The following is a 26,751-nucleotide window of genomic DNA, read 5'->3' as shown; positions in this document are numbered from 1 at the left end:
GGTGCGAATATAAAAATATCTTAGCACTTACCTCTTTTATCTATTGATGAAAGAATATTAGCGAACATTCATGTCAGATGGATCTGGGCCTTTTCTTTCATTGCGATTAAGTTGATTAATGGTTGCCATTTGTTCTTGCGAAAGCTCAAAATCAAAGACATCGAAGTTTTCTTTGATTCTAGAAGGAGTGACTGACTTAGGAATAACAATTGTATCATTCTGCAAATGCCAACGAAGAACTACTTGGGCAGGGGTTTTCCCTACTGAGTCGGCAATTGCTTTAATTGAATCAAGTTGTAATACTTCCCCACCTTGTTGTAATGGACTCCATGCCTCCACATAAATATCATGTTTCTTACAAAATTCCTTTAATTCGTTTTGGGATAAATAGGGGTGACATTCGACTTGATTTAATACTGGTTTCACTGAACACTCATTTAATATACGTTCTAAATGTTCAATATGAAAGTTGCAGACGCCGATCGCCTTTACACGGCCATCATTGTATAATTTCTCTAATGCTTTATATGTATCTACATAAGTATCGAATTGTGGTGTTGGCCAATGAACCAAGTATAAATCAACATATTCTAATCCTAACTTTTCTAGACTTTCGTCAAATGCTTTTAATGTCTGTTCATATCCATGATCAGTATTCCAAACTTTTGTCGTAATGAAAAGATCATCTCTAGCAATACCAGCGTTTTTAATTGCTTTACCGACACCTTCTTCGTTTTGATAAATCATCGCTGTATCAATGGAACGGTAACCAACTTCAATGGCTGTTTGAACAGCAGCGGTTGCTTCCTCATTGTCCACTTGCCAAACACCAAAGCCAAGTTGGGGCATCTCTACTCCATTGTTTAAAGTAATTGTATTCATGTAGTACCTCCTTTAATGTTATGGTCATATTATGGCATATGATGTTATTTTTGCAAAAAGAAAAGCTTCGTGACTAGAAAAAAACAACAAATGCACAATAATTCAAACTTTTTGTTTTTATCTGTACCCGTTTCCATGTATCATAGAATGAAAGGAAAAAAAATAGAAGGATGATCTAAAGATGGGAAAGACTGCGCTGATAGCAGGTGCAACAGGCCTAGTCGGGCAAGAATTATTAAAAATATTACTCCAAGGTTCGTATGAGAAAGTGATTGCGGTTGTTAGAACACCGCTTCATATGAAACATGAAAAATTGATTGAATTAGTCATTGACTTTGATTATTTAGAAGAATATGCTGAGCATTTTTGTGTTGATCACATCTATTGCTGTTTAGGCACAACCATTAAAAAAGCAAAAACAAAAGAAAAAATGATAAAAGTAGATGTAGATTATCCTTATACGATGGCTAAATTAGCAAAAAATCATGATGTTGAACATTTTGTTATTATAAGTTCTATCAATGCAAATGCTCGTTCTAAATTGTTTTATCCGCGTATTAAGGGCTTACTAGAAGATAAACTAAAAACATTGTCATTACCTGCGTTATCGATTGTAAGGCCTTCATTGTTAATGGGAGAACGATTAGAAAAGCGTAGGGGAGAACTTGCCGGTAAAAAGCTGTATCAACTTTTGTCGCCATTATTGAATGATGAGAAAAAAATGAAGTATGCCATTGAAGCAAAGCATGTAGCACAAGCAATGAAATGTATCACTGAGATGGAGAAACAAGGGGTTTGTATTTATTCTTCAGAGCAGTTAATGAAGATTGTTCAGTCTCAACAAAACATATTGTCAAAATAGGGGAGGAGTTGACGTCTGTTTTGGAAAAAATGAAAACTATTTCAAATGAACTACAAGATTGGATTATTGATACATTAAAACAAGGAGTGAGTCCATTAGCGATTACGAATGGTCTCATTAAAAAAGGTTTCGATGCTAGGTTTGCCTATGAGACAATGTTTGAAATTGCGTTTGCCAGTTCAGAGATAAAAGGTGCTTCTGCTTATCATTATGAATCTGTCTATTTAAATGAACAACCCAATTCCATTGTGGTAGATAATCAAAAAGTGTTTGTACGCTCAAAATTTATCAAACCAGCGATTGTACAACTAGACGATGTATTATCAGATGAAGAATGTGATTTTCTCATTGCACGGGCGAAGAGTCGCCTCCAGCCATCTAAAGTCATAGACGCGAATTCTGGAGCAGAAAAAGCTGCTGCTGGTAGAACGAGTAAAGGGATGTACTTTAACCTTCAAGAAGATGATTTTATTGCTCGTATTGAAAAAAGAATCAGTTTGCTGACCTCTTATCCAATTGAAAATGGGGAAGGGTTGCAAGTATTGCATTATGAAGTCGGTGATGAATATAAATCTCACTTTGATTTTTTCCCGGATAACCGTGTAGACCTTCGGAATGGCGGCCAAAGAATAGCAACGATGCTTATCTATTTGAATGATGTTGAATCAGGCGGTGAAACCATATTTCCAAAGATTAATGCTTCATTTACCCCTAAGAAAGGGTCGGCTGTCTTTTTTCACTATGGTAATTCTCTAGGTGAAGTTGATCGTAAATCATTACATTCAAGTTTACCAGTACAAAAAGGAGAGAAGTGGGTGGCAACCAAATGGATTAGACAAAAGGCGATTTATTGAATAGAGGGTGATGATATAAATGTGGGTGCTGTTTTTTATCATGGTTTTTTTAATTAGTATGGCTTTTTGGATTGATAGAAAAAGGAGGCATCATAAATATTTGCCTCCCACTAATGTAAACAGGGGAGAAGATAAAAATGTGATGATGGGTGATAACAAGTATACAAATGGTGGAGAATGACGATGAAACTATGGTGCGGGTGCAACAATTTCCACCTTCATCCGGTCTGGGTCTTCAAAAAAAACAGCATAATGCCCTGAACCACCAGCGTATGGGTGCTTATCCTCATAGAGAATTGTAACTTGATTTTCTTTTAGTTTTTCTGTAATCACATCAACCTGTTCTCGTGACTGTGCATGAAAAGCTAAATGAATAAGGCCAACGCGACAGCGATGATAGGGAATGTCTAAATATTTCTCTTCCGCTTGAACAATGACTAAATAACTGTTCTCTATTTTCCAACTTTGACCGTGCTTCCATGTTTGAAAACGACTGTATCCCAGCTCTGATAGTAATGCATCCCAAAAAGCTACACTGCGAAAAAAATCCGACACATACAATTCAATATGGTGAATCATTCCTGTAGACATCGTTTTTGTTGCCTCCTTAACTTTCCTCATAATCATTTGATTCGCCAGAAATATTGTGACTTTCTGCTCATCTTCATCCACTTTTCGTTAGCTATATGACAACAAGAGCAACATCATTTCGTAAGTACGTTACGTTGTTTCTGTATTCATTACAGGATATTTTTTGTCTTTGTTAGAAAATCGATCAAATATGGTTCATCTGCTTTGGTAGGTTGAGGAAATAGTGCAGTGTAAACAGGGAGCCGGTTCGTAGTTAATCTCCAGGTTCAACCTCTGATAAAAATGTTATCTCAAGATATCCATCTGCGTTTTATTAGCAATATTTAATAAATTTGAAAAATAAGACTATTTTGATGATATTTTCTTTTCATGAATATTTTCATCTATCCAATATAATAGTGATAATTAGTGCAAGTTGTCTTTATCTACTCAAACACATCCCCCAAATAAAGTGAGGGAAGCCTTTATTATCAAATTAATGGAAACGGCGCATATACAACACGCCATTTCCCATTGCAGAAAGAGAATTATTTCTCAAGCTCAGCTTTTAAACGATTAAGTTTTTGTAGTTCTTCTTCAATTTCTTTCATTCGTAATTCTTGTTTCTCAACTGAACGGCCAAATGACTCTAATTTTTCGATATCATCTTGTAAACGCATATAGTCCATTTTTAGTTCTGTCAATTGGTTTTCAATTTCCCGTAATGTCATTTGTTCTCCCCACCTATGTATATAATCTTCTTTAGTTTAACGTATATCTCTAGTGGTTACTAGTTTAATGAGACATAATGAATGGGTTCATGCATATAGATGGAGTAAGGGAAACGTAAGTCTTTACTTCTTAGATAAAACGGAGGAATGAACTTCACCATCTATTGGAGGAGGATGATTCCAATCGAAGCCGATGTCTTGATTCAATTACTTGTGTTAATTGTCATGATAATCGATCTCGCCAAAGAAGAGAAGTAAAGCAGTGAATAATAAAAAGCGAGACGCCATTGTCTCGCTTTTTATTATTGCTCATCTTCTTGATTATCAACATAAGGTTCTTCTTCATATGCTTTTAAATCACCGAAAGTGGTCATGATTCCTTCTTCATCCAGTGCATCTTCATAAGCACGTAACTGTTTTGTGTCAAAAATTTGGATGTTTTTTCCGTCGATATCCGTGCCCACACTATTCTCGAACTCTTCTGTATAGCCAACGTTTTCACCGGAATTAAGATACATTTTATCATAATCTGTTGGGGCATCGTATAAATCTGACGGTCCATCTGAATTTCCCCATTTTGCAACAGATTGCCAGCTATCTTCTTCATCAAAACCATTATTATCATCATGCGGTACCTCGACATTGGCATTAATGACTTCCTCTTCTATGGGTCTGTATTCATTTAAGTTCTGCTGTTGACTATGTTCAATGCAAGTTGTCGCTGTTGGCATTGCCTCAAGTCGGTCAATGGGAATCTCTTTTTGACAAACTTGACACACTCCATAAGTTCCTTTTTCTATAGCAACAAGAGCTGCGCGAATTTCATCAACTTCATCTCGATAATGATCGTCTATCGCTAGGTCCTTTTCTCTTTCATATAATTCAGTCGCAGAATCGGCTGGATGATTATCGTAATTAGATAATTCGCCAGATAGACCGACATTATTTTGTTCTTCATGGAGTCCGAAATGGTGATTTTGCTCTATTTGTTTTTCATTTTCCTTCAAAGATTGTGTTAACAAATTCTTGAAATGATGTAGTTGTTCAGCAGATAACATAATGAAGTCCTCCTATCTTTGTTGCTTATATTGTCAGCGGTTTGTCTCTTTATTATGTAAGGTTTATTCAAAGTGATTGGTGTTCACGTAAGTGTTTTGGTTTTTGATGAGGGATGATTGTTTAGCTGTTAAATATTTCACAGTATTTGAAGAATAAGAAAGATACACTGTTAGCCAATTTTATGCAAATTCATTTATGAGATAAGCGAAGCGTGTTATATTAGAGTGAAGTTATACTAAAGGATGATGAACAATGACAGACTTGGCGATGAAGTTTAAAGAGAAAATTCATTTTCAAGAGAAGGTTACATTTAAAAATTTGGATGAAGTTTTAAGAAAAGCAACGAATGTCTTCCCGTTTGAAAACACGAGTATTATGGCGAGAAGTACAGCACCGATTACAAAAGAATTAATTGAAGAAACTTGTTTAAATAATGGGTTTGGTGGTGTTTGTTACCATTTGAACCCTTTGCTTTTTTATGTGTTAAAAGATGAGGGATTAGATGTAAAATTAGTAAGAGGGAATGTGTATGATCACAGTAATCAAACATGGTCTAAAACGGGGGACACGCATGTATTTATCATTCTCACTCACAAAAATAAACCATTTTTAGTAGACACAGGCTTTGGCAATAATTTACCTTTAAAAGCTGTACCGTTAGACGGTGAAGAAGTGAAATCAGCGAACGGTTTTTTTAGAATCACATACAATAACGATGAATATATTCTAAATATGAAAAAAAATGGTGTGCATGATTGGAAAACAGGATATAAATTCTCATTAGCAAACATTGTTCAATCAGAAGATGAATTAACAACAATACAAGACACTATTATTCATAGTGAATCATCACCTTTTAATAAGGGTTATCTATTCACATCAATTAGAGAATACGAAACGGTTACGCTGACAGAAAATTCCTATACCCTAAATGTAGGTGGAAATATAACGAAGAAAAAGGTAACAACAGCTGAATTTTTACAATTAGCTAAAGATCAATTCGGAATCACACTTAAAGACAAATAAAATCTGGAGCCTGTTATTAGGCTCCAGTGAAAATGAATTATGCGAACAATGCCAGTTCCTCTTCTATTTTTAAGCGAATATTTTCAATACATTCCGGCAAGTCTTTTCCAAATATCCTTTGTCCGTTTACGAGCGCATATGGTCTCATTTTGCAAAGACCACATAAGTTTTGACAATCATAGCTCATAACAGCTACTTCGGGGTATTTTTCTAATAAAGCTTGCAGCGCTTCTTCTGACAAGAGGTTCATGTCGCAAATTTCTAGTAATATTAAACCCATAGTCATCACACTTTCTTTCGTCTCACAAAGTACTAGATAAATACATGATTTCATGTTATTTTATTTTTATACCTTTCAGTATAAAAATGCATTGACTTTTTGTAAAGCATAACAGATTGGAGTAAAAAAATGAACATCAAAGAAACATTACGTCAGCTATTAACGAATAGTGATATCTATCATCAAGAGCCGATGTCTAAACATACATATATACAGGTTGGTGGTGAGGCGGAAATTTTCGTGCAGCCAAGCAATACTGTAGACGCACAAAAGGTTGTAAAATTTGCCTACGATAAAAAGATTCCTCTAACCTTACTTGGGAAAGGAGCAAATGTCATTATTAGTGATCATGGTTTACCTGGTATTGTGTTAAACCTCGATCATTTTAACGATATTTCTGTTGAAGGTGAACAAATAAAGGCAGGAAGTGGCGCTGAAATTATTCATGTTTCTCGTACAGCTTATGAACACGGTCTTGAGGGGTTAGCATTCTCATGTGGGATACCAGGAAGTGTTGGCGGTGCTGTATTTATGAATGCAGGGGCATACGGTGGTGAAATCTCGAATGTATTAACAAAGGTCATTGCTTTAAATATGGAAGGGGAGTTATTAACTTTAACATCAGAAGACTTTGATTTTGCTTACCGTACAAGTGCATTTGCTAAGAAAAAGCTAATTGTTCTAGAAGCGACATTCACGTTACAAAAGGGAAATAAAGAAGACATAAAAGCAAAGATGGATGAATTTACCTTTGCGAGAGAATCGAAGCAACCATTAGAGTATCCTTCTTGTGGTAGTGTCTTTAAACGACCTCCAGGATACTTCGCCGGGAAGTTGATTCAAGATAGCGGTTTACAAGGGTTAACGGTCGGTGGCGCGCAAGTGTCTACAAAACACGCAGGTTTTATGGTGAATAAGAATAAAGCGACTGCTAGTGATTATATTCAGCTCATTCATCTTGTACAAGAAAAAGTCTTTGCCAATTTTGGTGTAAAGTTAGAAAGAGAAGTACAAATTTTAGGGGGTTATGAGGAGAATGAAAGGGGAAAGAATCATGAGTAAAACAGATTTATTTAAAGAAGTCATGGGTAATTACCCTACTGGTGTCACGGTTGTCACAATGATGGACGAAGAAGGCACACCTATCGGTTTAACGGTTAATTCATTCGCTTCTGTTTCATTAGATCCAATGTTATTATTGTGGTCAATTGATAAAAGAGTATCTTCTTATGAAAAGTTCACGCAAACGAAAAAATTTGCTGTTCATGTATTAGCTCATGACCAAGCAGAAGTTTGTTCATTATTTGCTTCAAAAGGTCTTGATCGTTTTAAAAATACGGATTGGTCCGAATCAGTCAATGGTTTACCAATTATTGCTGATTGCGCTGGTGTATTTCAATGTGAAATGCATGACACCATTGAAGCTGGCGACCACAGTATATTAGTTGGAAAAGTGATTGATATTGAAAGCAATAAAAAAGAACCGTTATTATATCATAAGCGTAAATTCGCAGGTATCCCTAACAGTTTTTATGAGTGAAATAGATAATTTACATGAGCAGGACGGGCAAAAGCTATAAGCGCCGTTCTGTTTTTTTATTATAAAAATATCACAATTTTTAGTTTTGCGGGAGGGTAAGGATGGATACAGTGCTTCAAATAGAAAATGTCTACTGGTCAAGAAATCAGGAGCTCATCTTAAAAAATATGAATTGGCAAGTAAATAAAGGGGATCATTGGGCAGTGCTTGGTTTAAATGGATCTGGAAAAACCACATTATTAAATATGGTTATGGGCTATATATGGCCAACCAGTGGAAACATTTCAGTACTGGGTCATACATATGGTAAAGTCGATTTACAGCTAGTAAGGCAATCCATTGGATGGGTATCATCTTCTTTTCAAGAGAAAATTCGCCCATATGAGCGGGTACAAGATATTATTATTAGTGGAAAATATGCTTCTATCGGACTTTATGAAGAACCATCAACCGATGATGTTAAAGAGGCAAATGAATGGTTAGAGCAATTTCATCTAACCCATTTGCAGCATGACATTTACCAAACTTGCTCCCAAGGAGAGAAACAAAAAATATTAATCGCTCGCTCCCTAATGGCCCATCCGCAATTGCTCATTCTTGACGAACCAACAACGGGATTAGATTTTGTTTCTCGTGAACAGTTGCTAGATTCAATTGCTCGTATCTCAAAATCAAAAGAAGCACCGACCATTATTTTTGTGACCCATCATATCGAAGAAATTATTTCTATTTTTAATAAATCTCTATTAATTAAAGAAGGTACGGTATTTAAAAGTGGGCATACATCCGAGTTGCTTACGAGTGAAACTTTATCTGATTTTTTTGATATGGCGGTTGAAGTAGACAGGCATTCAAACAGAATGTCATTAAAAAAACATATTGACATAAATATGTAAATAGTGGTAATATTCAAAAGACGCTATTTACAAATGAGAGGAGGTAAGGACGATGAAAGCAAGAGTGAAGGCATTCATGAAAACAAATACATATCCGTCCTTACCTTTTTTTCGATAATGCTTTATGTTTTTTAATGAATGGAGGTATGGCAACACGTTCATACCTTAGAAGAGAAATGCGGCCTCTTTTGGGGTCGCATTTTCTTTTTTAAAAGGAAGATAAACGAAGACTTGCTTTTAAAAATTGCGCGCAAGTCACGTTTTTCTAATAGATAGTTGCATAAAGATAAGGGGATGTTAAAGATGAACAGAAAGCAAAGAATATTACTATTAAAAAACCAGCGTATAGGTTGTGGGTAGAGAAATTAGTCAGCAAGAGAGGAAAGGTTGTGTAATAAATGTTTGATGTGTTAAAGAAACTCGCTTGGTTTTTCAAAAAATACAAAAAGCAATACGGTATCGCTATTCTATTATTGATGTTAGCTACTGTATTAGAAATTATTCCACCGTACTTAATTGGGGTCATTATTGATTATATTACAGAAGGTGAAATGACACGTGAGTTATTAATTCAGTATGTAGCCGTTTTCTTAGGTATTATTATTTTAAGCTATATGTTAAATTTCTTTTGGCAATACGGTCTATTCGAAGGTTCCGTCAACTTGCAACGGTTAATGCGGAGGAAATTAATGAGCCAATTTCTGCGCATGACACCGACTTTTTATGAAAAAAATCGCACAGGAGATCTTATGGCTAGGGCGACTAATGATTTGAATGCCGTTTCATTAACAGCGGGGTTTGGCATTATGACATTGATTGACTCCACTTTCTTTCTCGGTGGTATTATCTTAGCGATGGGCTTCATGATCTCATGGGAACTTACTTTTTTCGCCATGTTACCTGTCCCGGTTATGGCAATATTAATTCAATATTACGGCAAGCTTGTCCATGAAAGGTATATGAGAGCACAAGATGCTTTTGGCGAGATGAATGATAGTGTTTTAGAATCTGTCTCTGGTGTTAGAGTTATTCGTGCTTATGTGCAAGAGAAGGCAGATGAAAAACGATTTGCTGATATGAGTGAAGATGTTTATGAGAAAAATATGCATACCGCAAAAATAAATGCTTTATTTAACCCAATCACCACAATTGGAACAGGCATTAGTTATATCGTCGCCCTCGGTTATGGATCAGTATTAGTGGCAAATGGAGACTTATCTGTTGGGCAATTAGTTACCTTTAATGTTTACTTAGGATTAGCGGTTTGGCCGATCTTTGCCATTGGTGAGTTAATCAATGTCATGCAACAAGGGAACGCGTCTTTAGATAGGGTGCAAGAGACATTGAATTATGAAGCGGATATCGTGCCGCCAACAAAACCTTTTGCAGTTGATAAGCCCCATACTTTACAATTTCAAGACTTAACCTTTCAATACCCTACGAGTAAAGTCGTTAACCTCGCAAATATTAATTTAAGCTTAAGCAGTGGGGAAACGTTAGGGATTGTTGGGAAAACAGGTGCAGGGAAAACGACCTTCATTCGCCAATTATTGAGGGAGTATCCTTTAGGAGAAGGTGGAATATCAATTGATGATATCGATCTCTCCCAACAGACGAAAGAGCAAGTATTAGATTGGATTGGCTATGTACCGCAAAGTCATGTGCTGTTTTCTCGAACTATTAAAGAAAATATTTTATTCGGTAAAGAAGATGCCACAGACGAAGAAATAGAAAAAGCGATTGATTTGGCTGCTTTTACAAAAGATTTAGCTTATCTTCCACTCGGTTTAAATACGCTAGTAGGGGAAAAAGGTGTTTCTTTATCAGGGGGACAAAAGCAGCGGGTATCGATTGCGCGGGCGTTAATTAAAGATCCTGATATATTAATATTGGATGATTCTTTATCAGCTGTTGATGCAAAAACAGAGGCTGCAATTATTAGCAATATCCAAAACGAAAGAGCGGGAAAAACGACAATCATTACAACCCACCGTCTATCAGGTATTCAACACGCCGATCAAATTATTGTTTTAGATAATGGGGTAATTACACAAGTAGGTACACATGATGATTTAATTCATGAAGATGGTTGGTATAAAGAGCAGTATGTACGCCAACAGCTAGAGGGGGCGAATACATGAGCACAGGCAAACAATTATTATCGTATGCGCTAAGGTTTAAAGGCACCATTTTGCTCGGGTTGTTATTCCTATCAATTGCGGTGTTCACTGACCTAGCCGGCCCTTTTATCGCTAAACATATCATTGATAATCATATGACAGTCGGCCAATTTGACTTTACACCAATTCTATATTTACTCATCCTATATTTCTCGTTATCAATTTGTACGGCTATTTTCCGTTATTTTATGTATTTACAATTACAAAAGGGTTCGAATAGAATTATTCAAGCATTAAGAAAAGATGTATTCAAGCATATTCAAACATTACCAATCGGTTTCTTTGATCAATTACCATCTGGTAAAATCGTTGCGAGAGTGACAAATGATACAGAGGCAATAAGAAACTTATTTGTTCAAGTACTTTCGAGTTTTGCAACAAGTGCCATTTCTATAACAGGAGTCTATATTGCCTTGTTCATATTGAACTGGAAAATGGCTTTAATCGCACTCGTTATGATACCAATCGTTTATATTTGGATGATTGTATATAGAAGGTATGCTTCACAGTATAATGACGTTATTCGCACAAAAATCGCTGATATTAATGCAATGATTAATGAATCAATTCAAGGAATGACCATTATCCAAGCTTTCCGTCGAGAAAAACAAATGACGAAAGAGTTTGATAATATGAATGAAGAACATTATCAGTATGAGAGAAAGCTGATTATTCTTGATTCTGCTACTTCTCATAACCTTGTAAATACGTTAAGGCTACTGTTATTTACATGTTTTATCATTTATTTTGGTACACAATCGTTTAGTGGTACACAAATAGTGACAGCTGGAACACTCTATGCGTTTGTTGACTATTTAACAAGACTATTCAATCCGATTACAAATATTGTTAATCAATTTTCGCAAATGGAACGTTCACTCGTTGCCGGTAATCGTGTATTTGAAGTCTTAGCACTAAAAGGTGAGAAGGTATCTAATGAAAAGATACCAAAATATAAAGGGCATGTGGTGTTTGATCAAGTATCCTTCGCATATAAAGAGCCTGATTTTGTTTTAAAAGATATTTCATTCCAAGCAAAAAAGGGAGAAACGATTGCGCTCGTTGGTCATACAGGTTCAGGAAAAAGCTCGATTATGAATTTATTATTTCGCTTTTATGATCCAACAATCGGGAAAATTTATATTGATGGGATGGATATTACGACAATACCGCGACAAACCATTCGTGAACATATGGGGATTGTTTTACAAGACCCGTACCTTTTTACCGGGACAATTGCTTCGAATGTAAGTTTAAATCAACCTAATATTACAAGAGAAAAAGTGGAGCATGCGATTCAGTCAGTTGGTGCCGATCGTGTGTTATCACATTTGGAAAAAGGGATAGATGAACCGGTGATTGAAAAAGGAAGTACTTTATCTTCCGGTCAAAGACAATTAATCTCGTTTGCGCGTGCGCTTGCTTTTGATCCAGCGATTTTAATCCTCGATGAAGCGACATCCAATATCGATACAGAAACAGAAGAAATTATTCAAAACGCGATGAATGTATTAAAACAAGGAAGAACAACTTTTATCATCGCTCATCGACTGTCTACGATTAAAAACGCTGATCGCATTTTGGTTCTAGATAAAGGTGAAATCAAAGAACAAGGCAGTCATGAAGAGCTCATTGCAGCTGGTGGGATATACGAACAAATGTACGAAATGCAAGCAAAATCATTACAAGCATAAGAACAAAAAAACCAATCTGAGTTTACATCTTAGATTGGTTTTTTTGTTTAACTAATAATTCAAATGAACTATGTTCCAAATATTCAATAGTAATTAAAATAATAAATACACATTTAAGAGTAAAAAAAATCTTGATGGAAAAGTTAATAAAAGAGGTGATTATTATGAAAAAAACGATGTTCTTACTTTCTTTCGCACTATTATTATCCTTTGCTTCAACAACTGCTGCTGAAGGACTTCCTCAAGTGGAATTGTTTGATGTAGAAGTCAACGACGTTGTAAAAAAACGAACCCCAAATGAACAAATACAAAAAGAAGCAACATCCATTCTACAATCAATCAATGGAATCTATGTGAAAATTAATCCTATGCCGAAAGACGGCTATATGGTTCGGATTCCGTTGGCACCATCACTGACTGTGAAAAACAAATGGTTTAATGATTTTATCAACGAAATGGTATTAATTATTCCTGAAGAAGAAGAGCCTTATATCATGTTATTAGATGACGAAAATCATCCCCACTTTCTCATTGCCCAACGAGATTTCTATCAAATAGTAACACTTATTTTAGGAGAATAAAAAGACTTAATCGTTGATGAATAATAACCTGACAAGACTAAAAGGGGTAGCGTCAGGAAAATGCGGATTTACAACGATAAGGAATTTCCAATATAAAAAGCCTGATTTCCCATCACCTAAATTGAGAAATTAGGCTCTTTTTTCGTTACTCCATAAACAGCATTCTATTACTGAATATGTAATTTACTTCGGGATAACAGGGACCCAGAGTTCGTGTCTTGGTTTATGCTTCGGACCGTAATAACATTCTATACACGGTAAATTTGCAAGTTCATACTCGGAGGTAGGGACCCACTCGGAATATAAACGTTTCCATGCATCCACTATGTTCGGAAAAACTGCCCATGTACTTGCGGGAATAATAAGCGTCTCCATATTTTCTGGGGATTCCCCATCGTATCTTACGCCCATGAAATAGGAAAATTGTTCATCTGTTATGGCAGCTTCTTTTCCGCAAACCCCCAGAAGGCTTTCAAGCGTGCATTTTGGATTTTCCCATGACATATCTACTAGTTCTTGCATAAATCCATCTTTTTTCGCAGTGTTCCAAAGCGTAGGGATTGTTTTAAATGCTCTGCTTGTTTTTACTGGCTTACTTTTTCCAACAATTCTTAATTCAAAATCAAGGTTTTCAATTCTGTACTCCATCTCGGTATCTCCTTTAATAGAAATTTGAAAGGAAATTCTGGGAAAGGCTTTTAACTGTACCCCTCTATTACGAGCATTGGAAGGGGTTACTCCATGCATTTTTTGAAAAGCACGTGAGAAAGTATCAGAAGAAACATAACCATATTTAATTGCCACATCAATGATCCGAATATCACTTTTTTGAATTTCAAATGCTGCGAGTGTTAACCGTCTACGTCTAATATATTCTGATAGCGATATACCTGAGATTGAAGAGAACATTCTTGAAAAATGAAACTCAGAACAATTAGCTGCTTTTGCAATCTCTTTGTAGTCTATTTCTTCATTCAAGCTATTTTCAATGTAGTTTAACGCATTGTTCATTCTTTCTAGCCAATCCATAAGTTTACTCCCTTTCAATATTTACTTTAAAACAAAATAGATAATAATTGCCGACATTTCATGCCTAAAAATGTTGGTATCAAAAAATAAACCTTTTGATAGAATCAGGACAAACTATTTGTTTCCTTCCGATAGGCTTAGTGACAGGGTAGCTGCTCTAGTCCGCAAGATTATTTCCAATAAAAGTAAAGTTGTTTTTTGATAATTTCGATAAGTATTGTTGATAGCTCACTATGTCGAAATTTATACTGTTTATAAAATGACATAGTGAGAAGAGGGAAACCATTGAAGAGAAATTGGAATCAAAATGAACTCGATGAACATTTTAGTTTATTGCCAAATGAAAATCACTTAGTGCTAAGTAAGAAAACAAGCGCAAACCGTTTAGGGTTTGCTGTCCTTCTTAAATATTTCCAACAGGAAGCACAGTTTCCTAACAAGAAGCAAGATGTGCCCAAAGAAGTTGTCCAACATGTAGCTGATCAAGTAGATGCTTCGGTAGAGGACTTTTTTGACAACTATGGTTGGGGTGGAAAAGAAAGAAGTTATACGGAACATCGAAAGGCAATACGTAACCTTTTTGGATTTCGAGAACTTACTGCAAACGACAAACATCTCTTCGCAGAGTGGTTAGGAGAACAGGTTCAGTTTACACATGATACCGACTACTTGAAAAATCAAGCATACAGTTTCTTTCGTACGTGGAAAGTTGAACCTCCTTCATTAGGAAGTTTGAAGCGAATGATTGAATCTGCTATCGATCATTTTGAAAAGAATTTATATAAAATGACCTATCAACAACTTTCTCCTAAGACCTGTTCACGATTAGATGCCTTTCTTGAATCACACTCTGATGAAGGGTCCGATGGTTATTTCGAAGCTAAAATTCCTGATGAAGAAAACAACGACATTTTAACCTTTCGCCAGTTGCTATCCTCTCCAGGCAAACCAAGTGTAAGTACGATGGAAATGGAAATCAAAAAACTATTAGCCATTCAACATCTTCAAATCCCTGATGGTTTATGTAAACAGATGTCTCCTAAACTAGTAAAAAAATATCGACTACGTGCAGCTACCGAAACCGTAACGGAATTGCGTGCTCACCCTGCACCTATACGCTATACCCTTCTTGCCATTTTATTTTCGCATCGTCATGAGGAAGTCATTGATTATTTAGCTGATTTATTGGATGAAATTGCGCTAAAATTCGGAAATAAGGCCAAAAATACAACCCGAAAAGAAGCAGTAGAAGAATTAGAAAGAGTCCAAGGGAAAAATAAACATATTGTCAATTTATTAAAAGCGACCGTAGATAACCCAGAAGGGGTCATTCAAGATACTCTATTCCCTATTGTTAGCTCTGATATGATTCGGGATATTATTAAGGACATGACAAAAAATAACCGGGAATACAAAGAAAAAATCTATACGAAAATGCACGCTTCTTACCAAGGTCATTATCGAAAGTCCCTTTCTAAAATTTTAAACAACCTTACTTTTCGCTCAAATAATCAAGTTCATCAGCCGATTATCGAGGCTATCCAACTAATGTTGATTTAAAATAAAGTCTGCTAATTTGTAAAAAAGTTCGATAATTTATAATAAAGTTTGATTAAAATTCCTGTATCAATGCAGGAATTTTTCATTCCGCAATCGGGCCAGATAACGGAATAAGAATTAGCAATGAACTTCTAAATCCGCTGGACATATGATGGGTTTATAATCATATATCTTTGGAGGTATGTTTTAATGAATAACCCTTTTTATATGTATCCTTATTATTCGAACACTTATTATAGTAATGGGCAAATGTGTAATCATGATAATATGTTTGGTCTTGGCTATGGAAATATGTCATATGCTAGGCGCTATGCAAATCAATATTGGTCATATCCAAACACTCAGGGATATACTAGTTCCATATTAAATGACCATGGAAAAGAACCTTTTGTAATAAATATCAATCAGGCTGCTAAACAAAATAATACCTATCGAGATACTATATGGACCGGAAGTCATTTGCAGGTGACCTTAATGAGTATTGACGTTGGAGATGATATAGGGTTGGAAATTCACCCTAAGGTTGATCAATTTCTACGAATTGAGGAAGGTCAAGGACTTGTTCAGATGGGTAAGAGTAAAGATAACCTGAATTTTGTAAGAAATGCGGGTGATGATTTTGCCATTATAGTACCTGCCAATACTTGGCATAATGTAACCAATACAGGTAATATACCGTTAAAGCTTTATTCAATTTATGCACCACCTAATCATCCTTTTGGTACTGTTCATAGAACAAAGGCAGATGCCGAAGGTTAGAAATCTATAGTCTTCTGGAATCGGGCGCAATTATTGAATAAGGTTATACCAGAATCGGGCCATTTTGTGGAATAAGCAGGAACTCGTTCAAGAATTTCCATTATTATTTAAGCATGCTATTTCAATTAACTGTCTGGTAAATAAAGAGTATTGCTTTTGACTGAAAACTTATCAATCCATATTAATTTTTAAATATGTTGAAACTTGTGAAAAAATAAAATGTGTTACAGTATGTGCGATTGGATTTACTTCATCAATAAACTTTTCTGTTTTATCGAACGTTTCAAATTGCATTTTAAGCATATAACACGCACTTCCTGCTATTCGATAACAGAATTCGACGTTTGGAAGTTTCTCAATATAATTTTTAAAAGATTTATAGTCACCATTTTTAACTGTTGCTTCAATTATGCATTGGATTGGTAAACCTAATTTTTCATAATTCACTTCTAAAGTATATTTTTTTATAACTCCAAATGATTCCATTTGCCTTACCCGTTCTGTTACTGATGGGGAGGACAGATTCACCCTTCTCCCAAGCTCGCTCATTGATAGACGGCTGTTATTAAGTAGTTCATCTAAAATTTTTTTATCAATATCATCTATTTTCATTTTTAAAGTCTATCCCCAATAATCGTTAATTTTATAAAAGATTAATTTGATAATCGTTATAAATTTAATTTGTTTTAGTGATTTTATTTTTTATAATTAATTTGTAATTAAATATAACAGGGAGGTACCTATATGGCAAGGATTGTTGGATCTAATTTCGGGGAAACACATTTTCAGAGACTATTGGGGCATAATAAAGAAGTAATGGAAGGATGGAATCAGTTAGGAAATGTGTTAGAAAAAGATGGACTACTAACATCTGAATTAAAGGAACAAGTAAGGAGAACATTAGCCCAAAGTAACGGATGTGAGTATTGTAAGGCGAAAGGAAAACCTGATCCAGATAAGTTTAATGAAAAAACTTCTATTGCAGTAGGATTTGCAGAAGTCTTTTTAAAACAAAAGGGTGACATAGCTGATTCATCTTTTGATATTTTAAAAGAATATTTCACTGAAGAGGAAATAAGTGAATTATGTGCATTTATCTCTTTTACAACTGCTTCACAATATTTTGGTGCAATGATGAAATTAGAACCTTTAAATTAATATTCTATTCATTCCATTATCGGGCGCGATTGTTGAGCAACACAGGTAGAAAATGATCAAACTTTTTTATAAAAACCAAACTTAAATCTGCTAAAGAAGAATCCTTTTTGATTAATCTTTTTTTCAAATGGATTCTTCTTATTTATCGTAAAATAAGGATTTGCGAGATCTTTTTGCTCAAACTTTATTTCAAAGCTACAACTAATTCGAGAGTATGGGGAAAGTGGGCAGCGTTATTTTGCTGCTGGTGATGAAGTTCCCATTGAAGGCGTAATTCAGCCAAAATGGAAAGACGTCATTGTCGAGACAGACAGCAAAGGAATTGAAAGGGTAAATCGAATCAATTATGAAATTGCTGTCATACAATCGCTTCGCACTCGACTTCGTTGTAAAGAAATTTGGATTGAGGGCGCTGATCGATATCGAAACCCGGATGAAGATCTCCCTCAAGATTTTGAAGAGCACAAGGAAGAATATTTTCAAGCACTGAAAGTGCCTCTTGATGTAGAGCCTTTTATCAAAGATATTATACTGTTGATGAAAGATAAACTCCATTTATTGAATCAAGGGTTAAGGGATCAAAGTAACGAAAAAGTAGCGATCACTACCAGAAATAACAAGGGATGGATTAGAGTCACTCCACTTGAAAAGCAACCCGAACCCCCACATGTGACGACGCTTAAACGGGAGATTAAGAGCCGTTGGTCCGACATTAACCTATTGGATTTACTAAAAGAAACAGATTTTCACACGGAGTTTACCAAGCACTTTAAAACCACAGCCGATCGAGAGATTTTAGATCGAGAAACCATCCAACGACGGCTTCTACTAAGTTTATTTGGATTAGGAACGAATACAGGTTTGAAAACTGTTTCTGCTGGAAACCACCTAGATGGTTATCGGGAACTTCGATATATCCGTCAAAAATTTATTCATAAAGACCATTTGCGAAAAGCCAACGCAGAGGTTACCAACCATATCATCTACAATCGAATGAAAGAGGTATGGGGAGAAGCTACCACTGCATGTGCTTCCGATTCAAAACATTTTGGTTCTTGGGATCAGAACCTACTCTCTGAATGGCATCCTCGTTATAAGAAACATGGAGTCATGATCTATTGGCATACAGATCGAAAGTCAGCTTGTATTTATTCTCAGCTAAAGTCCTGCCTTTCTTCGGAAGTGGCAGCTATGATGGAAGGAGTTCTTCGGCACTGTACGGATATGGAAGTTGACAGAAATTATGTCGATACACACGGACAAAGTGTCGTTGCTTTTGCTTTTTGTCATCTACTTGGTTTTAAACTGATGCCACGCTTTAAAAATATCGGGTCTCAAAAGCTATATCGTCCAGAAGCCGGCATGAATGAGGAATATCCTCACCTGCAACCGACTTTAAGTAGACCGATTAACTGGGATCTTATTCGGCAACAGTATGAACAAATCATTAAGTTTGCAACTGCTCTACGGTTGGGTACTGCTTCTGCCGAATCTATATTAAAGCGATTTACACGGGATACGAAACATCCAACTTATCAGGCTTTATGTGAATTAGGAAAAGCGATTAAAACAATCTTTTTATGTGATTATTTACACTATGAAGAGATTCGCAGAGAGATCCATGAAGGATTAAATACAGTGGAACAATGGAACTCGGTGAATACCTATATTTTCTATGGAAAAAACAGTGAAATTCGTTCCAATTCGATAGAAGATCAAGAGGTTTCTGTCTTATCACTTCAATTGCTGCAAAATTGCTTAGTCTATATGAATACCTTAATGGTACAAGAGGTTCTTTATGACAACAACCAATATTGGTTGAAGAAAATGACTCCAGAAGATTTTAGGGGATTAACACCTTTATTTTATCATCATGTCAATCCATACGGAACTTTTGAACTCAATATGAATCAGCGAATACCTATTAAGTTGAAGGTGTCGTAGTTTTTTATCATTTTGATCGGTGACAAAAGCCAGCTAATATCCCATCAAGATATTAGCTTGAGGACTTTGAGGTTGATGCGAGAAAAATTCATATACGTGATCGAGGTGAATTGTCCAATCTAGCTGAAATTAAAACGGTATGTAGTCCCCGTAGTATTGATGTATCTGCACAATGATAGGGTGCTTGCCTTGCTTACTTTTTTATCAACTGATAGTTATACTTTTAAAATCATAACTCTGAAAATACCCCCTTATCTAGCAATGATTTTTGCAAAACTTAAGACATAAGGTAAGCATCACTTTTCCCTTTTTGGGAGCTAACTCTGCTTTGTTTTTCCTTTTAAATAAGAGATACCTAGTAACAAAAATGGAATAGGAAACAGGACAATCATATATGCGTAAATATCTAATGTTTTATCTAGCCGAAGATGTTCTTTTGATAAATAGTACGTACCAAGGAATACGAGTAAAACAAACCCCGTAAACCCAAATCGTCTTATCCACTTTGAGGAAACCTTTGATACAGTTATATCATAAGCGATTCGGAAGTATAGACTGCAGCGTATGTATGTCCCTACAGCCATTAATAGTAATCCATAAATATCAAAACGATCAATGAATCCTAAACTAATAATTCGTACTGACTCTAATGCGGGATATACAAAATTATCAGCCTGACCTAATCCGAAAATCGTAATACTACCTATAGTTGTTGAAAACATCATAAGTGCATTTAACAAAATTCCAATACTCCATAGTAAAAACATTCGTTTTTCACGAATGTTTTGAATGGGTAGAAATAAAAGTAGTAATAATTCTACCCATATACTTAAAATTATCAAAGATCCCCATAATATTGGATTCCAACCAAACTCAAATATAGGTTGGAGCTCACTCCAATCTTTCATTGGTCTGTCCAAAATCGTGACTGTATGTCCAGTCGCCATAGCAATTATTGCTAGTATTCCTGCCGTTAATGCAATTCTTTTAATACCTTTTGAAGCTGCATAAACAAAGAATAACAAAAACCAGACCAGTATAGCCAATCGTGGTGTCTCAGGAAAAAAGGCAATGTAGATAAAATCAACTAACAAAGCAAACGAGAAAATTGTTAAAAATAAAAAGTAGATAATGAAAATTATCTTTATCATCACTCCAAAAGGTTTTCCTAATAAATTGTGAAGCATATCAGAAATATTTTGTTTTGGGTATTTAAGTCTCAAACGATAAATGGAGATTGCCAACGTAAATGCTGCCGGAAGTGATATAATTATGGAAATCCAAGCATCTCTCCCAGCAACATCGAGCATTAACGGAAGAATCACGACATGTCCCATGATTGGAAGCGTCATTATTAATAAAAAAAGTGTCTCCCATTTCGTTAACATATCAGTAATCTCCTTCTTCATTGTCCATAGAATCTATCGTTTATAAGGGTTGTTATAAGGCTTTTTGTGATTTTTTCCTACACTTTTATTAATAAGACCTTGATGAGTAATATTTGTATGAACATCAATCATTATATCTGCATTAGAAAAAATCTCATTCCATTCAGATTGGACATTTTTCCATTGTTTAGGATATTTTCTGTAGGTTTCCAGTCCAATTCCTGATATATCAGTCTTTATTACCTTTTGAAGCTTATTCAAAGTTAAACGTACGGATTTTTCAGTCTGATTTGATACTTCTTCTTCAACTTTACTTATCCATTGATCATTTATATTCCTATTCGTAGTATTATCAGCTAAAGTTCCCTCTATCTCGATTTTCAGATATGCTTCAAGCTGATTACCATCTAATGTTGGATTTATTTCCGTTTCTAATTTCTTTATCTCTACAGAGATCTTCTCCTTGTCATTCAGAGATACAGTTTTACTTCGAGATACAGTTTTACTTCCGCCTTTTACCTTGTTTAAAAGGATATTCAGCCCAACAGTTTCATCTGTATTCAGTTTACCGACCATTTTATAAGTGTTAATAACAGCAGTGCCGTCTATTGAAGTAATTGCTTTACCCTTTTCTTTTCTTGTTCGAATTATCGGCAAATAGGCATTAGGAATAGGGCCCTCAATTAACTTATAAAATTCATACATTTTTACGGATGTAAATTCAGCAATATATTGTGTTTGTTCTAAAGCAGAAACTATTTCTGCCGAAGAAAGATCTTCATAAAGTGTAGAAGTACCCAAAATATCAATTGGCTTTTCTTCTGTAATGAAAAGATAACTATTCAAACGAAACATTTGATCGCGTCTGCTTTCATCAAGGTAGTCAATAAAATTATCTTTTGCTAATTCCTCACCAATCACCCATAAACGAGTATGCTCAAAATAAAGCCGACGTTTCGCATCTTTTATGAATTCTCTTGCGCCTTGTATCAATGAGTCCGCGTCTCTTTCTAATAGAATATTTTGGCCATTTCCTCCGCCCCCCTCTCCTCCACCTTGTTCACTTGGTCCAGTTGGTTTTATGATTTCGACGCTAATTCGTAATTGTCCGTCAGATTTATCCAACCCTATCCCATGTACAAGTGCTGATTTATCAAGTTCTTGACTACTCCAACAGCCGGTTAATAAAAATAATAATGGGATGATAGTTAGCATCCTTACCATCATTTATCACCTGTTTTAGGTAATGATCTAATTCTAGTCTTACGCTGATTCGGTATACTTTTTGGTCGCTGTTTTTTCCACCTCAACGGTAAACGAATCAGTGAATCTTTCCAATCCTGAAAATAAAAAGGTGCAAATGGCGCCATAAATGGAATCCCAAACGATGTTAAAGAGATCATATGTGTTAATAAACCGAGCATGGCGACAATTAGTCCATATCCCCCGAATAAGCTACTAGCAATAAATAATCCTATCCTAAGAAGTGCGGTGACGTCTGCAATTGGGGTGATAACAAATGCAGCAATGTACGATATGGATACAACAATAATGGTCGGTGCACCAACAAGTCCGGCTGAGACTGAGACTTGTCCCAGAATCAAAGCACCAACAATACTTAACGCTGAGCCAATTTGTTGAGGAAGTCTGACACCAGCCTCACGGACAACTTCAAACATTAAAATCATCATGGCAATTTCCATTGCTAGAGGGAATGGGACCGTCTCTCGCGCTTGAATAATAGGGACAATCATATCAGATGGAATCATCACCTTATGAAAATTAATAGCTGCAATATAAATGCCTGGTAAAGAAATACTGATTACAAATGACACGAAACGCAGCATTCGAATGAAGGAACTATAATAGGGTCGAGAACTGTAATCTTCTATACTTTTTATATTTTCAAGAAATAGGGATGGAACAAACAAACTGACCGAATCCCCATTTACAATGATCACAATTCTTCCTTCCATTAATAAGGCTGAAGCTTTGTCAGGACGTTCTGTATTTCCAATCGTAGGAAAGATTGAAAAGGGATGGTCTTCGATGAATTGTTCGATTTCCCCTGAATTATTTATCTCATCCACTTTAATTTGTTCTAATCTTTGTTTGATCCGTTCAATCAATTTTGGATCCGCAATGTCCTTTACATATCCGATAGTAATATCCGTTTGACTATATTCACCAATTTTAATTGTTTCAAACTGTAAAGAAGGATGTGAGATTCTTCGCCGTAACAATGCAATATTAGTAGGTGATGATTCAATAAATCCGTCATGTGCTCCTCTCACAGCTCGATCAGATTGAGGTTCGGAGATTGCTCGAACCTCGTACCCTGGTGCATTTAGCAGTAATCCTTCACTATACCCATCCAGTAATAGTAACGTATTTCCCTTCAGTATTTGGTATACAGATTTTTCTAGATTATTTTCCTTCTTTGTGTTAAAAATAGAAATTCTTTCTTTTACTTGTTTTAATTCTTCTCCCATAGTGCTATCTAGAGATTCCTTAGTCAGTGGCTCTAATACATTATTGCGAATGGCATCTTCATCAATTAACCCGTCTACTATAACTAGTAGAGCTTTCAATGTGCGACCGTCATGTAATGGAATGATGAAATCATGAAAAATGATATCATCACTTGAATCTAACAGTTGTTTTAGTTTTTCTTCATTTTTATGAACATCCGATGAGAACAAAATTGAATTATTAAATTGTTCTTCCTGTGTCCATTTAGTATTTTGCTTCATTTTTTGCATAATGGATTTAATTTTTAAATAACGCATAGTTTAACCCATCCTAGAAAAGTTTGTTTTTTATACTGTTATTATGGCTTTTATAACTAATAATATGTGCCGTTTTTGGAAATGATATGTTAATGATTTTTGCGCGAATTACATTAATTTACTGGGAATTTATTAATATAGAAAGGTGGGGAGTAAGGTGGATCAAACAAAGTTAATAAAATGATGATAGCTCTTAATATGAATTTTTCATGGTTATTGGGTATATTGGCCGGTTTAAATATTATTTTTTTTCCGTATGCAGGGGAAGATTCTCTTTTCCAGGCTTGGGCTAAAATATGTCTTATTACATTTTTTCAATGAAGACGAACAAATAACAAGAACAAAATAGGTTATATAAGCATGGTATACATATGAGTGAAGACATTATTAAAAATGTCCTTGGCACAAAACCAAGAGCTAGACATAAAGAGCAATATATTAATAATTAAGATCAATGCTTTTCAAATCCTATTATACATAGGGAAATCTTAAGCTTCGAATTCACTTTCTAATAATTCCTTCTCTTATTCAAGAAAATAGCCCTTTTCTTGAATAATTAACGTGTTTGAGAGGTAAATTTAATCACACTCAAGCACACATAAATTTTAAACACTAAATTAATAAACTTTTTACTCAACTAGATTACCAAAAACCAGTGTTTTTGTAATGTCCCCCCATCGCCCTGTTACCCTTTGACTTTATTAAGATTAGCAGTTACCAAAAATAATTACCAAAAGTATTATCAAATACCTTTACAATAATTGCCCCTCTAGTAAAATAAAAATATACAAGTTTATTGGAGGTTACAAATGATAATTGGTTATGCTCGGGTATCTACTATTGACCAAAATTTAGATCGGCAAATTGGTATGCTTAATGAATATGGTTGTGAAAAAATAGTTGAGGAGAAATTCACTGGTACAGTTAAAGATAGAAAAGGACTTCACCAACTTTTTGATGTCATCCGGAAAGGCGATACAGTTGTAGTGGAGAGCATCTCCCGTTTAGGACGTAAAACATTGGATATCCTCAACATTATTCAACAGTTAGAAGAGATGGGGGTGCAATTCATTTCTTTAAAAGAAAATATGGATACAAGAACCTCTACAGGCAAAGCCATGTTCCAAATGATGTGTGTCATTGCAGAATTAGAAAGAAACCTTATTGCTGAGAAAGTAAAGGAAGGACTTGAAGCAAGTAAAAGGCGTGGGAAAACATTAGGTAGACCCAAGTTGGATAAAGAAAAGCTTGCTGTTGCGCTAAGGATGTATGATAGTGAGGAATATTCCATAAAGGAGATTGTCTCGGCAACTGGAATATCACAAGGTTCCTTATACAGAGCAGTCAATAGAAGAAAGCTTGAAGAACTAAAAAAATAGGATTTTATTACTTCTCCAAAGTTACTTTGCGGTCTACAGCAGGAACCCTGTCACTAGGCCCGGTAGGTGTGATAGATAGGCTCGTTGCCTGATGGAAAACATACTAAGCCTAAAGTATCAATTGTACCCACTGGGGGCTCAAGTCACGTCCTTAATACGTGTATCTATGACTACATGTAATCAACGATAAAAGGTGCATTCTTTCAACTTTTATGAGCTGATACTGTAGATAACTACCCAATCGTTGAATAATTAAATCCCAATTTCTCATTTAAATCACTGAGAGATTGGGATTTTTAATACTGGAATATCCTTAACGTTGTAAATCCGCGTTTTGCTGGCGGTACCCCTAAAAGCTCACGACATGGAGGAGCAACCGTAATAAACGATCGTTTATTGCTTCTTCATGTCCTTGTTGTATATTGACAAAAATGTTGGTTTTTTAATATAGGCACGGTTTGATAAATATTTAAACGGCTACAATGCTTCACATCTTCTTCAAACCCTCTTGCTCTTAATTCTACTCCACTTGTACAATCCCATATCAATCTACTAAGAGTAGACTTTGAATGCTGAAAAGCGCCAATACACACTTGCGCCTCAGCTGAATGCTTTCCTTCTATCCTGGAAAGAATGGCACCAGCCCCCAAGTAGTCTTCCATTGCAGGGCGGAGAGAGTCTTCAAATTCTTTCACACCATTCCATAATTCCCCACAAGGAACAACAGTAATATTAGCCTTTAAAGAAGCGGATAATTGATTTGCTACGGATGCTACTGCAGAAGCGTTTAATAAAGAGCCAATGAATAAGGCTGGTATATGGGAGGCAATCCAAGTACAAAAAGCACCGTTTAAGGAACTCAACACATATTTTTCGTTATTATGTGAGTGATTAAATGTCACAGGTGATAAAGTGGGTGAACCTAATCTCGCTGCTTCAGCTCTCCCAAGAATATATTGCGCCCCCAATGTTCGCGCGTATTCTTTGCCATTTAAATGAGGGGGATAAGGATAAATGATTGCTCCGTAGTTTAAACCGGTTACAACTGTAGAGGAAAAACTGAGGACATCAACAATAATCACAATATCTCCTCGAATAGCTGCTTCTCTTGCGCCACGTTTTCCCCATTCTAAATGACATTCAGGCAAGTATGAAATGATTATTCTCCTCTTTTCTAAAAGGCTTTATTTTGTGTTGCATTTTCCTGCTAAATCGTTAAGATGATGGTCGAAATGTGTTTCTGCTACATAGCTATCTACTCCTTCACTTTTTTCCTTGATAGCTGTTAGCAGATTTCTTGGCGAATGTTTTTTATGCAATGATCACCTAATGTAAAACCACAGTAAATTTTTTTAAAGCACACGCTTTTATCTTGTCAAAGGTAGTTGAGCATTATATAATTTAAATAACCATAACGTTGCACTTTTTCTTAAGGTTAATTAACTGAAGAAATGCTAAACAATTGTAACGTTTCACTTTCAAAAAGGGAGTTAATAATGAATCCGATTGATTAATTGTTTAGTAAATGGCGTTACTGTCTGAAAGCTTATGATACAAAGATTAATAGAAGGACAAATAATAAAAAAGATT

The 26,751-nt window shown here is 35.4% G+C and carries 23 protein-coding genes and 3 pseudogenes; 15 read left to right on the top strand and 11 right to left on the bottom strand.

Annotated elements, in window-relative coordinates; genetic code table 11:
- Positions 1–57: 57 nt before the first annotated feature.
- Positions 58–882, bottom strand: coding sequence for an aldo/keto reductase (locus MHH73_RS11665; protein WP_191814063.1), 825 nt, complete (start codon positions 880–882; stop codon positions 58–60).
- Positions 883–1,063: 181 nt separating this feature from the next.
- On the opposite strand from MHH73_RS11665, the gene MHH73_RS11660 reads away from it, so the two are divergent.
- Complete coding sequence (locus MHH73_RS11660) at positions 1,064–1,744, top strand: NAD-dependent epimerase/dehydratase family protein (RefSeq protein ID WP_191814061.1); 681 nt, start codon at positions 1,064–1,066, stop codon at positions 1,742–1,744.
- A gap of 29 nt (positions 1,745–1,773) precedes the next feature.
- Positions 1,774–2,598, top strand: coding sequence for a 2OG-Fe(II) oxygenase (locus tag MHH73_RS11655; protein WP_191814511.1), 825 nt, complete (start codon positions 1,774–1,776; stop codon positions 2,596–2,598).
- Between the two features lie 189 nt (positions 2,599–2,787).
- Here the strand turns inward: MHH73_RS11655 and MHH73_RS11650 are convergent, their stop codons facing one another.
- From MHH73_RS11650 to MHH73_RS11640, 3 genes are all read right to left on the bottom strand, one after another.
- Positions 2,788–3,189, bottom strand: a complete 402-nt coding sequence (locus MHH73_RS11650) for a VOC family protein (protein ID WP_191814059.1) — start codon at positions 3,187–3,189, stop codon at positions 2,788–2,790.
- 527 nt (positions 3,190–3,716) lie between these two features.
- Entirely contained in the window at positions 3,717–3,899 is a 183-nt protein-coding gene (locus MHH73_RS11645) for an SE1832 family protein (protein WP_191814057.1), read from the bottom strand.
- Positions 3,900–4,201: 302 nt separating this feature from the next.
- Positions 4,202–4,957 carry a TraR/DksA C4-type zinc finger protein gene (locus MHH73_RS11640; protein ID WP_191814055.1) on the bottom strand — a complete coding sequence of 252 codons (756 nt, stop codon included), beginning with the start codon at positions 4,955–4,957 and terminating at the stop codon, positions 4,202–4,204.
- A 253-nt stretch (positions 4,958–5,210) separates the two neighbouring features.
- Between MHH73_RS11640 and MHH73_RS11635 the strand changes: the two genes are divergently transcribed.
- A complete protein-coding gene (locus MHH73_RS11635; RefSeq protein WP_191814053.1) occupies positions 5,211–5,984 on the top strand; it encodes an arylamine N-acetyltransferase family protein in 774 nt (257 codons plus the stop codon).
- 37 nt (positions 5,985–6,021) lie between these two features.
- On the opposite strand, the gene MHH73_RS11630 is transcribed toward MHH73_RS11635, so the two are convergent.
- Positions 6,022–6,264 (bottom strand): DUF1450 domain-containing protein, encoded by a 243-nt coding sequence (locus MHH73_RS11630; RefSeq protein ID WP_191814051.1) that lies wholly within the window; start codon positions 6,262–6,264, stop codon positions 6,022–6,024.
- A gap of 129 nt (positions 6,265–6,393) precedes the next feature.
- Here MHH73_RS11630 and murB point away from each other — a divergent pair, with 129 nt between their 5' ends.
- From murB to MHH73_RS11600, 6 genes are all read left to right on the top strand, one after another.
- Entirely contained in the window at positions 6,394–7,326 is a 933-nt protein-coding gene (gene murB / locus MHH73_RS11625; RefSeq protein WP_191814049.1) for a UDP-N-acetylmuramate dehydrogenase, read from the top strand.
- Positions 7,319–7,804, top strand: coding sequence for a flavin reductase family protein (locus MHH73_RS11620; RefSeq protein ID WP_225230593.1), 486 nt, complete (start codon positions 7,319–7,321; stop codon positions 7,802–7,804). Before murB ends, MHH73_RS11620 begins: the two co-directional genes overlap by 8 nt.
- A gap of 101 nt (positions 7,805–7,905) precedes the next feature.
- On the top strand, positions 7,906–8,700 hold the full coding sequence (locus MHH73_RS11615; RefSeq protein ID WP_191814048.1) for an ABC transporter ATP-binding protein: 795 nt from the start codon (positions 7,906–7,908) through the stop codon (positions 8,698–8,700).
- A 398-nt stretch (positions 8,701–9,098) separates the two neighbouring features.
- A complete protein-coding gene (locus MHH73_RS11610) occupies positions 9,099–10,841 on the top strand; it encodes an ABC transporter ATP-binding protein (protein ID WP_191814046.1) in 1,743 nt (580 codons plus the stop codon).
- Positions 10,838–12,574 (top strand): ABC transporter ATP-binding protein, encoded by a 1,737-nt coding sequence (locus MHH73_RS11605; RefSeq protein WP_191814044.1) that lies wholly within the window; start codon positions 10,838–10,840, stop codon positions 12,572–12,574. Before MHH73_RS11610 ends, MHH73_RS11605 begins: the two co-directional genes overlap by 4 nt.
- A gap of 164 nt (positions 12,575–12,738) precedes the next feature.
- Positions 12,739–13,155, top strand: a complete 417-nt coding sequence (locus MHH73_RS11600; RefSeq protein WP_191814042.1) for a hypothetical protein — start codon at positions 12,739–12,741, stop codon at positions 13,153–13,155.
- A 183-nt stretch (positions 13,156–13,338) separates the two neighbouring features.
- On the opposite strand, the gene MHH73_RS11595 is transcribed toward MHH73_RS11600, so the two are convergent.
- Positions 13,339–14,184, bottom strand: a complete 846-nt coding sequence (locus tag MHH73_RS11595; RefSeq protein WP_010731423.1) for an AraC family transcriptional regulator — start codon at positions 14,182–14,184, stop codon at positions 13,339–13,341.
- A 285-nt stretch (positions 14,185–14,469) separates the two neighbouring features.
- On the opposite strand from MHH73_RS11595, the pseudogene MHH73_RS11590 reads away from it, so the two are divergent.
- Positions 14,470–15,735, top strand: a pseudogene (locus MHH73_RS11590) (DUF4158 domain-containing protein); the annotation flags it as partial.
- A 198-nt stretch (positions 15,736–15,933) separates the two neighbouring features.
- Positions 15,934–16,503: a cupin domain-containing protein gene (locus MHH73_RS11585; RefSeq protein ID WP_223254522.1), complete on the top strand. Its 570-nt coding sequence runs from the start codon at positions 15,934–15,936 to the stop codon at positions 16,501–16,503.
- 171 nt (positions 16,504–16,674) lie between these two features.
- On the opposite strand, the gene MHH73_RS11580 is transcribed toward MHH73_RS11585, so the two are convergent.
- Positions 16,675–17,115 carry an Lrp/AsnC family transcriptional regulator gene (locus tag MHH73_RS11580; protein WP_116354207.1) on the bottom strand — a complete coding sequence of 147 codons (441 nt, stop codon included), beginning with the start codon at positions 17,113–17,115 and terminating at the stop codon, positions 16,675–16,677.
- 132 nt (positions 17,116–17,247) lie between these two features.
- Here MHH73_RS11580 and MHH73_RS11575 point away from each other — a divergent pair, with 132 nt between their 5' ends.
- The 3 genes and pseudogenes from MHH73_RS11575 to MHH73_RS22460 form a co-directional block, all read left to right on the top strand.
- Positions 17,248–17,661: a carboxymuconolactone decarboxylase family protein gene (locus tag MHH73_RS11575; protein ID WP_116354206.1), complete on the top strand. Its 414-nt coding sequence runs from the start codon at positions 17,248–17,250 to the stop codon at positions 17,659–17,661.
- Between the two features lie 186 nt (positions 17,662–17,847).
- Positions 17,848–19,605: pseudogene (locus MHH73_RS11570) on the top strand (Tn3 family transposase); the annotation flags it as partial.
- A gap of 56 nt (positions 19,606–19,661) precedes the next feature.
- Positions 19,662–19,778: pseudogene (locus MHH73_RS22460) on the top strand (tyrosine-type recombinase/integrase); the annotation flags it as partial.
- A gap of 144 nt (positions 19,779–19,922) precedes the next feature.
- Here the strand turns inward: MHH73_RS22460 and MHH73_RS11565 are convergent.
- Genes MHH73_RS11565 through MHH73_RS11555 form a run of 3 tightly spaced genes read right to left on the bottom strand, consistent with a single transcriptional unit; the run spans position 19,923 to position 23,782 of the window.
- On the bottom strand, positions 19,923–20,993 hold the full coding sequence (locus MHH73_RS11565; protein ID WP_341066909.1) for a GerAB/ArcD/ProY family transporter: 1,071 nt from the start codon (positions 20,991–20,993) through the stop codon (positions 19,923–19,925).
- Positions 20,994–21,026: 33 nt separating this feature from the next.
- Positions 21,027–22,217, bottom strand: a complete 1,191-nt coding sequence (locus tag MHH73_RS11560) for a Ger(x)C family spore germination protein (RefSeq protein ID WP_341066906.1) — start codon at positions 22,215–22,217, stop codon at positions 21,027–21,029.
- Complete coding sequence (locus tag MHH73_RS11555) at positions 22,217–23,782, bottom strand: spore germination protein (protein ID WP_009336473.1); 1,566 nt, start codon at positions 23,780–23,782, stop codon at positions 22,217–22,219. Before MHH73_RS11555 ends, MHH73_RS11560 begins: the two co-directional genes overlap by 1 nt.
- An 809-nt stretch (positions 23,783–24,591) precedes the next feature.
- Here MHH73_RS11555 and MHH73_RS11550 point away from each other — a divergent pair.
- A complete protein-coding gene (locus MHH73_RS11550; protein WP_341066904.1) occupies positions 24,592–25,161 on the top strand; it encodes a recombinase family protein in 570 nt (189 codons plus the stop codon).
- A gap of 404 nt (positions 25,162–25,565) precedes the next feature.
- Here the strand turns inward: MHH73_RS11550 and MHH73_RS11545 are convergent, their stop codons facing one another.
- Positions 25,566–26,309: a 2-phosphosulfolactate phosphatase gene (locus tag MHH73_RS11545; RefSeq protein WP_225230442.1), complete on the bottom strand. Its 744-nt coding sequence runs from the start codon at positions 26,307–26,309 to the stop codon at positions 25,566–25,568.
- Positions 26,310–26,751 lie beyond the last annotated feature (442 nt).

The organism is Cytobacillus sp. FSL K6-0265 (assembly GCF_038003465.1).
In the GTDB taxonomy this organism is placed as follows: Bacteria; Bacillota; Bacilli; order Bacillales; family Cytobacillaceae; genus Cytobacillus; species Cytobacillus stercorigallinarum.
Note: the sequence above shows the minus strand (reverse complement) of the source record. Positions and strands in the feature narration are given on the sequence as shown.

Bases quoted from the DNA above. Each gene is read 5' to 3' on its own strand.
- MHH73_RS11585 (WP_223254522.1), top strand. From the start codon at position 15,934: ATGAATAACCCTTTTTATATGTATCCTTATTATTCGAACACTTATTAT.
- MHH73_RS11640 (WP_191814055.1), bottom strand. From the start codon at position 4,957: ATGTTATCTGCTGAACAACTACATCATTTCAAGAATTTGTTAACACAA.
- MHH73_RS11620 (WP_225230593.1), top strand. From the start codon at position 7,319: ATGAGTAAAACAGATTTATTTAAAGAAGTCATGGGTAATTACCCTACT.
- MHH73_RS11630 (WP_191814051.1), bottom strand. From the start codon at position 6,264: ATGGGTTTAATATTACTAGAAATTTGCGACATGAACCTCTTGTCAGAA.
- MHH73_RS11635 (WP_191814053.1), top strand. From the start codon at position 5,211: ATGACAGACTTGGCGATGAAGTTTAAAGAGAAAATTCATTTTCAAGAG.
- MHH73_RS11595 (WP_010731423.1), bottom strand. From the start codon at position 14,184: ATGGATTGGCTAGAAAGAATGAACAATGCGTTAAACTACATTGAAAAT.
- MHH73_RS11550 (WP_341066904.1), top strand. From the start codon at position 24,592: ATGATAATTGGTTATGCTCGGGTATCTACTATTGACCAAAATTTAGAT.
- MHH73_RS11600 (WP_191814042.1), top strand. From the start codon at position 12,739: ATGAAAAAAACGATGTTCTTACTTTCTTTCGCACTATTATTATCCTTT.
- MHH73_RS11660 (WP_191814061.1), top strand. From the start codon at position 1,064: ATGGGAAAGACTGCGCTGATAGCAGGTGCAACAGGCCTAGTCGGGCAA.
- MHH73_RS11575 (WP_116354206.1), top strand. From the start codon at position 17,248: ATGGCAAGGATTGTTGGATCTAATTTCGGGGAAACACATTTTCAGAGA.
- MHH73_RS11605 (WP_191814044.1), top strand. From the start codon at position 10,838: ATGAGCACAGGCAAACAATTATTATCGTATGCGCTAAGGTTTAAAGGC.
- MHH73_RS11555 (WP_009336473.1), bottom strand. From the start codon at position 23,782: ATGCGTTATTTAAAAATTAAATCCATTATGCAAAAAATGAAGCAAAAT.
- MHH73_RS11560 (WP_341066906.1), bottom strand. From the start codon at position 22,217: ATGGTAAGGATGCTAACTATCATCCCATTATTATTTTTATTAACCGGC.
- MHH73_RS11665 (WP_191814063.1), bottom strand. From the start codon at position 882: ATGAATACAATTACTTTAAACAATGGAGTAGAGATGCCCCAACTTGGC.
- MHH73_RS11580 (WP_116354207.1), bottom strand. From the start codon at position 17,115: ATGAAAATAGATGATATTGATAAAAAAATTTTAGATGAACTACTTAAT.
- MHH73_RS11615 (WP_191814048.1), top strand. From the start codon at position 7,906: ATGGATACAGTGCTTCAAATAGAAAATGTCTACTGGTCAAGAAATCAG.
- MHH73_RS11610 (WP_191814046.1), top strand. From the start codon at position 9,099: ATGTTTGATGTGTTAAAGAAACTCGCTTGGTTTTTCAAAAAATACAAA.
- MHH73_RS11565 (WP_341066909.1), bottom strand. From the start codon at position 20,993: ATGTTAACGAAATGGGAGACACTTTTTTTATTAATAATGACGCTTCCA.
- MHH73_RS11650 (WP_191814059.1), bottom strand. From the start codon at position 3,189: ATGTCTACAGGAATGATTCACCATATTGAATTGTATGTGTCGGATTTT.
- MHH73_RS11655 (WP_191814511.1), top strand. From the start codon at position 1,774: ATGAAAACTATTTCAAATGAACTACAAGATTGGATTATTGATACATTA.
- murB (WP_191814049.1), top strand. From the start codon at position 6,394: ATGAACATCAAAGAAACATTACGTCAGCTATTAACGAATAGTGATATC.
- MHH73_RS11645 (WP_191814057.1), bottom strand. From the start codon at position 3,899: ATGACATTACGGGAAATTGAAAACCAATTGACAGAACTAAAAATGGAC.